Source organism: Pedobacter sp., from assembly GCF_035566355.1.
Lineage (GTDB): Bacteria > Bacteroidota > Bacteroidia > Sphingobacteriales > Sphingobacteriaceae > Pedobacter.
Genome location: NZ_DATMRL010000564.1, coordinates 1 through 7,933 on the forward strand (window position 1 = coordinate 1; position 7,933 = coordinate 7,933).

The following is a 7,933-nucleotide window of genomic DNA, read 5'->3' on the forward strand; positions in this document are numbered from 1 at the left end:
CCCCACTCAACTCAATGCAGACCAATGGGCCAAAGCCGCTAAATCAGCAAATATGACTTACGGCTGTATCACCACAAAACACCATAGTGGATTTTGTATCTGGGATACCAAATCAACAAATTACAACGTGATGAACAGCCCATATAAAAAGGATGTGGTTAAACAATTTGCAGATGCCTTCCGGAAAAACGGATTGAAGGTGATGCTGTATTATTCTATCCTGGATACCCATCATAAACTACGCCCTAATGAGATTGTACCCAGTCATATCGAAATGATCAAAAAGCAACTCACCGAATTATTGACCAATTATGGTCCTGTAGAAGCGCTGATCATTGATGGTTGGGACGCACCATGGTCCAGAATATCTTACGATGATGTTCCTTTTGAAGAAATCTATAAGCTGGTCAAATCTTTGCAGCCCAACTGTATTATGATGGACCTGAACGGCGCCAAATACCCTTCAGACGGATTGTATTATACCGATATCAAAACCTATGAAATGGGCGCGGGACAGCACCTTTCTAAAGAAACCAATACCATGCCCGCTTTAGCCTGTCTTCCCCTGCAAAGTTCCTGGTTTTGGAAAAGTGATTTTCCGGAAACAGCGGTTAAAAACCCAGAGAAACTGGTTAACGAGACACTTCTTCCTCTGAACAAAGCAAACTGTAATTTTATCCTGAACGTAGCTCCAAATAAAGAGGGCCTGTTTGATGATAACGCTATTGCTGCCTTAAAAGAAATTGGAAAGTTGTATAAAAACAATCCGGTACCTGCTACATTTAAAGCCACAGGAGCGCCAATTATTTCCACCAACCTGGCCAGGAACCAGCCTGCAAATTCCAGCTGGAGCGAGGATATGAATATAATGGACTTCGCGAACGACGATGATTTCCACAGTTCATGGCAATCAAATTCCAGAGTCAAAGAACCTTGGTACGAGATCGATTTCCGCAGCCCCGAAACATTTAATACTGTAATTGTTTATGAAAGCAGGCCTAACATAAAAAAATATAAATTAGAGTATTATGATAATAAAGTCTGGAAACTGCTTTTTGAAGGAGAAAACCCCAACAGGGTAAAGTTACACCGCTTTGATAAAGTTAAGGGCGATAAAGTCCGTATCTCTATCCAAACCTATGATACGGCTCCATCAATTGCAGAATTCCAGGTCTATAATGAATCCAGGTAAATCATTGAGCAGACCTGGCAGATCAGAAAATAATTTAAACTTTAGAAGGGCCGGGGTGAAGTATTTCATCGGCCCTTTTTTTCAATTCGACCAATTTCTGTTGTATCTCAACATTCTTCTTTTTCAGTTCAGCAGCTTTTTTAAACAACTCTTCGTTGGTCTTTTGTTGCGGAGCCACGTTTTCTGTTTTTTGTTGATTTTCCATAGCGAGAGAGATTAGGGTAAGAGAGCGGATTAATCTAATTTATTGTTGTTTTATGAATTCTATTTTAAATTTCGATTAACTCTTGCCCCAAAGCTAGTCATAATTATTTAGAATCATTAAAAATAATCTCTTGATTTAAGGAAAGTTTATATAGATTTGCCTCTAATTAGATTAAATCTAAATAATAATAAAATTAAATCAGTAAAAATGAAAACACTAAAACCACTCTTCATCATGCTATTGTTTATTGCAATAGCTAATCAACTCTCCGCCCATGCAGTATGGATTGAAACTACAGCTCAAGGTAAAATAGGCCAGGCACAAGACGTTAAAGTTTATTTCGGCGAATATGGTCAGGGTGAGCGGGACAAGGTAGAAAAATGGTATTCAGATTTGAAGGATTTAACCCTTTGGCTGATTGGCCCGGATGGAACTAAAACACAACTTCCTACCACCATTGGAGAAAACGTTTCTCAAGCTTCCTTCACCCCGCAGAAAGATGGTATCTACAGTTTGCAGATCAGCCATAAGTCAAAAGACCTTCATGAAGGGACACAATATGAGTTTTTGGCCAGCAGTCATGTATTTGTAGGCAAAACCACCAATCAGATTGACCCCGCGTCCAGTACCAATGAGCTTCAGGTGTTTCCTTTGGAAGGTACATCCTGGAAAACCGGTGCCGCAGTTAAAGTAAAAGTGCTACACCAAAAAAATGCAAAAGCAGGCAGTACGGTTCAGGTATTTTCACCATCTGGCTGGTCAAGAGAATTCACAACGGCTGAAGATGGAACCATAAGTTTCGTCCCTTTATGGCCAGGAAAATATGTGCTGGAGGCCAGTAATTTCAGTAAGGATCCAGGCGAAGCAAACGGAAATCAATATAAAGCCCTTTGGCAAGGTTCTACTTATAGTTTTGAGGTTAAAAAGTAAGGGTAAAAATGAAAACAACTTTACCAAAACTACTGGTTTTGCCTTTTTTCGTGGTCTTGACCTTAATGAGTTCTTTAAATGCGGCTCTTGCACAATCCTCAACAGGAATCATTACGGGGCTTGTAACCACAACTGATACAAAACCGGCATCTGGTGTGAGTATAAAAGTGGCCGGCTCTTCAAAAAGTACGCTTGCGAATGAAGACGGCTATTTTGAAATTAAAAATCTGGTACCTGGACATTATGAACTTAAAATTTCTCTCGTCGGCTACCAAACACAACAGGAAAAAGTAACGGTACAAGCTGGAAAGACGTCTAATGTATTTATCCAGTTGAAGTTGTCTAAGAACCAGCTAAATGAAGTAGTTGTAACTTCTGGCCATGCTAAATTTGCAAAAAAGGAAACAGAATACGTAGCCCGGATGCCACTTAAAAACCTGGAAAATCCCCAGGTGTATTCGGTGATCTCTAATGAAGTGATGAAAGAGCAAATTGTTGTTGACTACAAAAGTGCACTTAGAAATGCAGCTGGAACCTCTACCTTACTTCAGGCAGCAAATGGGCGGGCATATACCTTTATGCGTGGTTTTATTACAGGCAACTTTATTAGGAATGGGGTTTCTGCCTATCAGTATTCCGCTATTGATCCAGCCAACGTAGAACGTATTGAGGTCATCAAAGGTCCATCTGGTACTTTGTTTGGCTCGGGCATGGTTTCTTATGGAGGCCTGGTCAACAGAGTGACCAAGAAACCTTTTGATACGGCACATACAGAGATCAGTTATACCGGTGGAAGCTTCGGCTTAAACCGGATCACGGCCGATATTAATAGCCCGGTAAGTGAAGATAAACGTGCATTGCTGAGGATAAATACGGCCTTTCACAGCCAGGGAAGTTCTATGGACTCGGGCTTTGAAAGAAATTATCTCATTGCACCAAGCTTTACCTATAGAGCCAACGATAGACTGAGCTTTACCAGCGGCATACTGCAGCTATTTCATCTTACAATTTTCAAAATACAGCACTTTGGACCAATAAGAGTTTAAAGGATGTCGGCTTGGGCTATAACCGTTCTTACTCCAGTAATGATGTAGATACCCGCTTATTGAACTATAATGTTTACTTACAAGCCAATTATAAGATCAGTGACCAATGGACTTCACAGACCTTGTATACCGTTAATGGGGTAGATGCACCCAAACAATACTTTATGAACCCGATGGTCATGAGCGGCGATTCCTTACAGCGTTCGGTTGGGAGGTTATCTGATCATTATCATACTGTGCAGATTCAGCAAAACTTTAACGGAGATCTGCATATCGGATCGGTTAGAAACCGTATTTTACTAGGACTAGATTATACCGGCTATGTGCAGGATCCCAACTACTATCTGAGCAGCAAGTACGATGTCATCAATTACAAATTGCCCGCTACGCCGTTTATCTCCAAAGCAAACCTGCAAAAAGCCTTAGACACCATTCCGGCTTCTCCTTCGGATCAGCGCACGAATAATTATGCAGCTTATGCAGCCGATGTGATTAACGTTACAGATCGTTTAATCGCTATGCTTTCTTTAAGGATTGACCATTACCAGGATAAAGGTATCCGCGATTTAAATTCTGGCATCACAGCCGAAGGTTTTTCTCAAACCAAACTGTCGCCTAAAGTTGGTTTGATTTATCAGCTCCTGAAGGATCAATTGTCTGTGTTTGGGAACTATCAGAATGGTTTTAGCTATGGATATGGCCAAAAAAGTCGGGACGGCAAATTGTTCAAACCAGAGCAGGCTTACCAATATGAAGGAGGTTTAAAACTCGAAACTTTCGGTAACCGTTTATCTGCTACATTAAGTTACTATACTATTTTAGTAAAAGATAAACTAAGGGCAGATCCGACCAATCCGAATTTTTCTGTTCAGGACGCTACCCAGAGCAGTAAAGGTATAGAGGCAGAACTGATTGCCAACCCTTTTAGCGGTTTTAATATTATGCTGGGTTATGCCTATAATAAAAGTGTTTATACCAAGGCAGATGTAGACGTGCAAGGAAAACGTCCTTACAGTACGCCAGCAAATATGTTCAATGGGTGGGCCAGTTATACCATTTCAAAGGGCCTCCTTAAAGGCGCAGGTATTGGCGCTGGTGGAAATTATGCGAGCAAAAGTTTCTTTGATGATTCCAATACACTCCTTATACCTTCGTTTGTGGTCTTGGGAGCAACAGCATTTTATGACCGCCCATCATACAGGATAGGATTGAAAGCTGATAATCTGGGTAACGAACAATATTGGGGCCCATTTGGACAAGCACAGATGCCTCGTTCTTTTTCCGCTAATTTTACAGTTAAGTTTTAATTTTTTGTGATCCCGGCAAGACTCCGGGATCACAGTTGTACCGTTTAGGGTCTATTGATCCGTTTATTCAGTAATATATATGCGGTGAGTAAACCACTCCCCACAAAAATAGCTATATTGGATAATGAAAATCCGGTTTTTATTAAAGTGAGCAGCGAGTAAACCACTAATGCAAAAGACAAGACCAGCAATATTTTGATTTTAGACATTCGATGCAAAGTTTAAAGTTGAAAAGAAAGCCCGAAACTAAGGATATTTCCCCGAAGCCAGAGGTATTTTTCGTAGCTACTTAGAATTGTTCTGTAATTTCCGGGTTTTTGTGGTAGATACAAATTTAATTTAAGAAGCCGGTAGGTTTAGAATAGGCTAGGACGTCACCGGAAGCGGCTCTATATTCGCTTTGTATGAATGCGCCATGAGTGCGCCTTTTTATTGAATAAAGGCGCACTCATGGCGCAACGGTTTTGGCATCATTGCGCGTGCATATCAAACCAATATGCTCTGGTTCCAGACCAGTTCTCCTTTAAGAAATTTAAAAATTGAATATTCAGTAGGATCACGACCAAATAAGCAAGCTGACGAGCATGAGTACATCACGGCCATTTTTTTTAAATATAGCCATTTCGGTTTTTAAAAACAGTCTTTTGCATCTGTTTTTATCGTGTTTGCTGACCGTTTCAGCAAAGCAACTTTGACCGTTTTAACAAAACAATCTTCTGGATAATCACCTGATCTTTGTGTATATCAAAAACGATCAGACGATGAAAAATATTAATCAGATTTACATCAACGGTGCATTTGTGACACCTCATGGAACAGAAACTTTCGACCTTATTAACCCCAGTAATAATCAAAAAATTGGAACGGTAACACTGGGTGATGAAGAGGATACACGCATGGCGATTGCCGCTGCAAAGGAAGCGTTTAAAAGTTTTGCTAAAACGACCAGGGAAGAACGCATAAGCTACCTGCAGAAGCTACAAGCTGCGGTGAGCAAAAGAGAAGCGGAACTGATAGACGTTATGGTGTTGGAGTATGGCGGTACTTTCCAGTTTTGCAAGGCCAGTACACAGCATGCAATACATGCTTTTTCTTCCATGATTGAAACCTTGCGGGAGTTTGACTTTGAAAAAAGGGTTGGCCACTCAAAAGTGCGTTTAGAATCTTTGGGTGTTGCAGGTATCATTACTCCATGGAATGCCAGCAACAGTTTTATTTGCAATAAACTGGCCACTGCAATTGCTGCTGGTTGTACTGTTGTGATCAAACCAAGTGAAATGAGTGCATTGCAAACACAACTTATTGCAGAATGTTTTCATGAGGCCGGCTTGCCTGACGGGGTCTGGAATATTGTAAATGGTCTTGGAGTTGTTGTAGGTGCTGAAATGACCGGTCATCCCGATATTGCCAAGATATCTTTTACAGGTTCAACAGCAGTAGGTAAAACCATCGCTAAGGGTGCTGTTGACACGATGAAACGGGTTACACTGGAACTAGGTGGTAAATCACCGAATGTGATCCTGGATGACGCAGATTTAAATACAGTGATTCCCATGGCTGTTTTAGGTGCCTATATGAATAGTGGACAGGCTTGTATTGCACCCACCCGTTTATTGGTTCCGGAAGATAAACTGGAAGAAGTAAATGCCATAGCGAAGGCTGCTGCTGAAAGTGTGAAAGTGGGAAATCCTCAGGATAAAGATACGCATGTAGGGCCTTTGGTTAGTAAAAAACAATATGAGCGTGTGCAAAGTTATATCAGGCTTGGACAAGAGGAGGGCGCTACACTTTTAGTGGGAGGTGAAGGGCAGCCAAATGGTTTGGAAGCGGGTAATTTTGTGAAAGCTACGATCTTTACAAATGTAAATAATGAGATGCGTATTGCCCGGGAAGAAATTTTTGGTCCGGTATTATCTATTATTCCTTACAAATCTGAAGAGGATGCGATTGCAATAGCCAACGACACGACTTATGGGTTGGCAGCTTATATCAGTTCCTCAGATACATTACGTGCAAATCGTGTAGCAGCGCAAATTTCAGCTGGAAGAATTAATATTAATGGTTTTTCTCATGATCCTCAGGCACCCTTTGGTGGTTTTAAACAATCGGGTATCGGCAGAGAATTTGGGGCATATGGTTTGGAAGCCTATTTGGAACCTAAAGCAGTCCTGGAATAATTGTTAAATTTAAGCGTTTTATTGCTAGAAAAAATGATAGAAAGAGATCTTTTCCCGATTAACTATTCCTGCCATTTCTCTGAGTTTAGGGAAGGGGAGCAGTTTGTACAGGGGCACAGCTTGGGGATGGTTATATCGGGAATCATGGAATTAAATGATGGACAAAAGAAAGTTCAGTTTAAAAAGGGTGAATTGTACTCGGCAAGGAAAAACCATCTGTTGAAATTTGTTAAGTATCCACCTGATCAGGGAGAATTCAAGTCTCTTTCTATTTTTTTTGATGATAAAATGCTGAGGGATTTTAGTCTGGAGTACGGTTATAAGGCGGAAGAGAAAACCAATACAGCTGCATTTATCCGCTTGCCAAAAGAAGCATCAATTATAGGATTTATGAATTCGATGATGGCATACGAGCCTTTGCTGAATGAAACGAGCGCGATTGAACTTTTAAGACTTAAGCAAAAGGAAGCACTGTTGGTTTTACTAAGATATGATCCTGCTTTGAAAAATATCTTATTTGATTTTTCGGAGCCTTATAAAATAGATCTGGGGGCTTTTATGGAAAAGAATTTTCATTTTAATGTGAGCCTCGAAAGGTTTTCTTATTTAACAGGTAGAAGTCTTTCTACGTTTAAACGCGATTTTGAAAAGATATTCAGTATAACACCTAGCCGTTGGCTATTACAGCGCCGGTTGAAGGAAGCTTATTATCTGATCAAAGAAAAGAAGCGAATGCCCTCTGAGGTGTACCTGGAGTTGGGTTTTGAAGACCTTTCTCATTTTTCTTTTACGTTTAAAAAGCAGTTTGGAAAGTCACCTAGTGCATTTCTTGTCTAATGATCAGATCAGCCCATCCGGTTTAGGCGCATTAACTGTTATTGATCCCCAAAAAATGGGTGTTTGGCCGCAAAATTTAACTGATTCGTCTCAATTAACAGTTGTTAACAGTTGCTTTTTTAAAATTCGCTTCTTAATTAATTAGGAGATGAACGATAAAATTGTAATGGAATGAAAAACGAAATTGTGGGATCAGATAAAATTATTGTGTACAGCTTATTCTTAATTGTGGTCTTTAG

Annotated in this window: 8 protein-coding genes; 6 read left to right on the plus strand and 2 right to left on the minus strand. The window is 40.3% G+C overall.

Going from position 1 to position 7,933, the window contains the following annotated elements; translation table 11 throughout:
• Window positions 1-1,192: alpha-L-fucosidase (locus VNZ46_RS22130; RefSeq protein ID WP_325562682.1), on the plus strand; the 1,192-nt coding region annotated here is incomplete at its 5' end.
• 34 nt (window positions 1,193-1,226) lie between these two features.
• On the opposite strand, the gene VNZ46_RS22135 is transcribed toward VNZ46_RS22130, so the two are convergent.
• Complete coding sequence (locus VNZ46_RS22135) at window positions 1,227-1,397, minus strand: hypothetical protein (RefSeq protein WP_325562684.1); 171 nt, start codon at window positions 1,395-1,397, stop codon at window positions 1,227-1,229.
• A gap of 207 nt (window positions 1,398-1,604) precedes the next feature.
• Between VNZ46_RS22135 and VNZ46_RS22140 the strand changes: the two genes are divergently transcribed.
• Genes VNZ46_RS22140 through VNZ46_RS22150 form a run of 3 tightly spaced genes read left to right on the plus strand, consistent with a single transcriptional unit; the run spans window position 1,605 to window position 4,680 of the window.
• Entirely contained in the window at window positions 1,605-2,327 is a 723-nt protein-coding gene (locus VNZ46_RS22140) for a DUF4198 domain-containing protein (RefSeq protein ID WP_325562685.1), read from the plus strand.
• Window positions 2,328-2,335: 8 nt separating this feature from the next.
• Window positions 2,336-3,373 (plus strand): TonB-dependent receptor, encoded by a 1,038-nt coding sequence (locus VNZ46_RS22145; RefSeq protein WP_325562686.1) that lies wholly within the window; start codon window positions 2,336-2,338, stop codon window positions 3,371-3,373.
• 11 nt (window positions 3,374-3,384) lie between these two features.
• A complete protein-coding gene (locus VNZ46_RS22150) occupies window positions 3,385-4,680 on the plus strand; it encodes a TonB-dependent siderophore receptor (protein WP_325562687.1) in 1,296 nt (431 codons plus the stop codon).
• 44 nt (window positions 4,681-4,724) lie between these two features.
• On the opposite strand, the gene VNZ46_RS22155 is transcribed toward VNZ46_RS22150, so the two are convergent.
• Window positions 4,725-4,889 (minus strand): hypothetical protein, encoded by a 165-nt coding sequence (locus VNZ46_RS22155; protein WP_325562689.1) that lies wholly within the window; start codon window positions 4,887-4,889, stop codon window positions 4,725-4,727.
• A gap of 552 nt (window positions 4,890-5,441) precedes the next feature.
• On the opposite strand from VNZ46_RS22155, the gene VNZ46_RS22160 reads away from it, so the two are divergent.
• Complete coding sequence (locus tag VNZ46_RS22160; protein WP_325562691.1) at window positions 5,442-6,857, plus strand: aldehyde dehydrogenase family protein; 1,416 nt, start codon at window positions 5,442-5,444, stop codon at window positions 6,855-6,857.
• Window positions 6,858-6,890: 33 nt separating this feature from the next.
• Window positions 6,891-7,694, plus strand: a complete 804-nt coding sequence (locus VNZ46_RS22165) for an AraC family transcriptional regulator (RefSeq protein WP_325562693.1) — start codon at window positions 6,891-6,893, stop codon at window positions 7,692-7,694.
• The last annotated feature ends 239 nt before the right edge of the window (window positions 7,695-7,933 follow it).

What these genes read in the sequence shown, in the direction of transcription:
- VNZ46_RS22155 (WP_325562689.1), bottom strand. Translation starts at nt 4,889, where the DNA reads ATGTCTAAAATCAAAATATTGCTGGTCTTGTCTTTTGCATTAGTGGTT.
- VNZ46_RS22165 (WP_325562693.1), top strand. Translation starts at nt 6,891, where the DNA reads ATGATAGAAAGAGATCTTTTCCCGATTAACTATTCCTGCCATTTCTCT.
- VNZ46_RS22145 (WP_325562686.1), top strand. Translation starts at nt 2,336, where the DNA reads ATGAAAACAACTTTACCAAAACTACTGGTTTTGCCTTTTTTCGTGGTC.
- VNZ46_RS22135 (WP_325562684.1), bottom strand. Translation starts at nt 1,397, where the DNA reads ATGGAAAATCAACAAAAAACAGAAAACGTGGCTCCGCAACAAAAGACC.
- VNZ46_RS22140 (WP_325562685.1), top strand. Translation starts at nt 1,605, where the DNA reads ATGAAAACACTAAAACCACTCTTCATCATGCTATTGTTTATTGCAATA.
- VNZ46_RS22160 (WP_325562691.1), top strand. Translation starts at nt 5,442, where the DNA reads ATGAAAAATATTAATCAGATTTACATCAACGGTGCATTTGTGACACCT.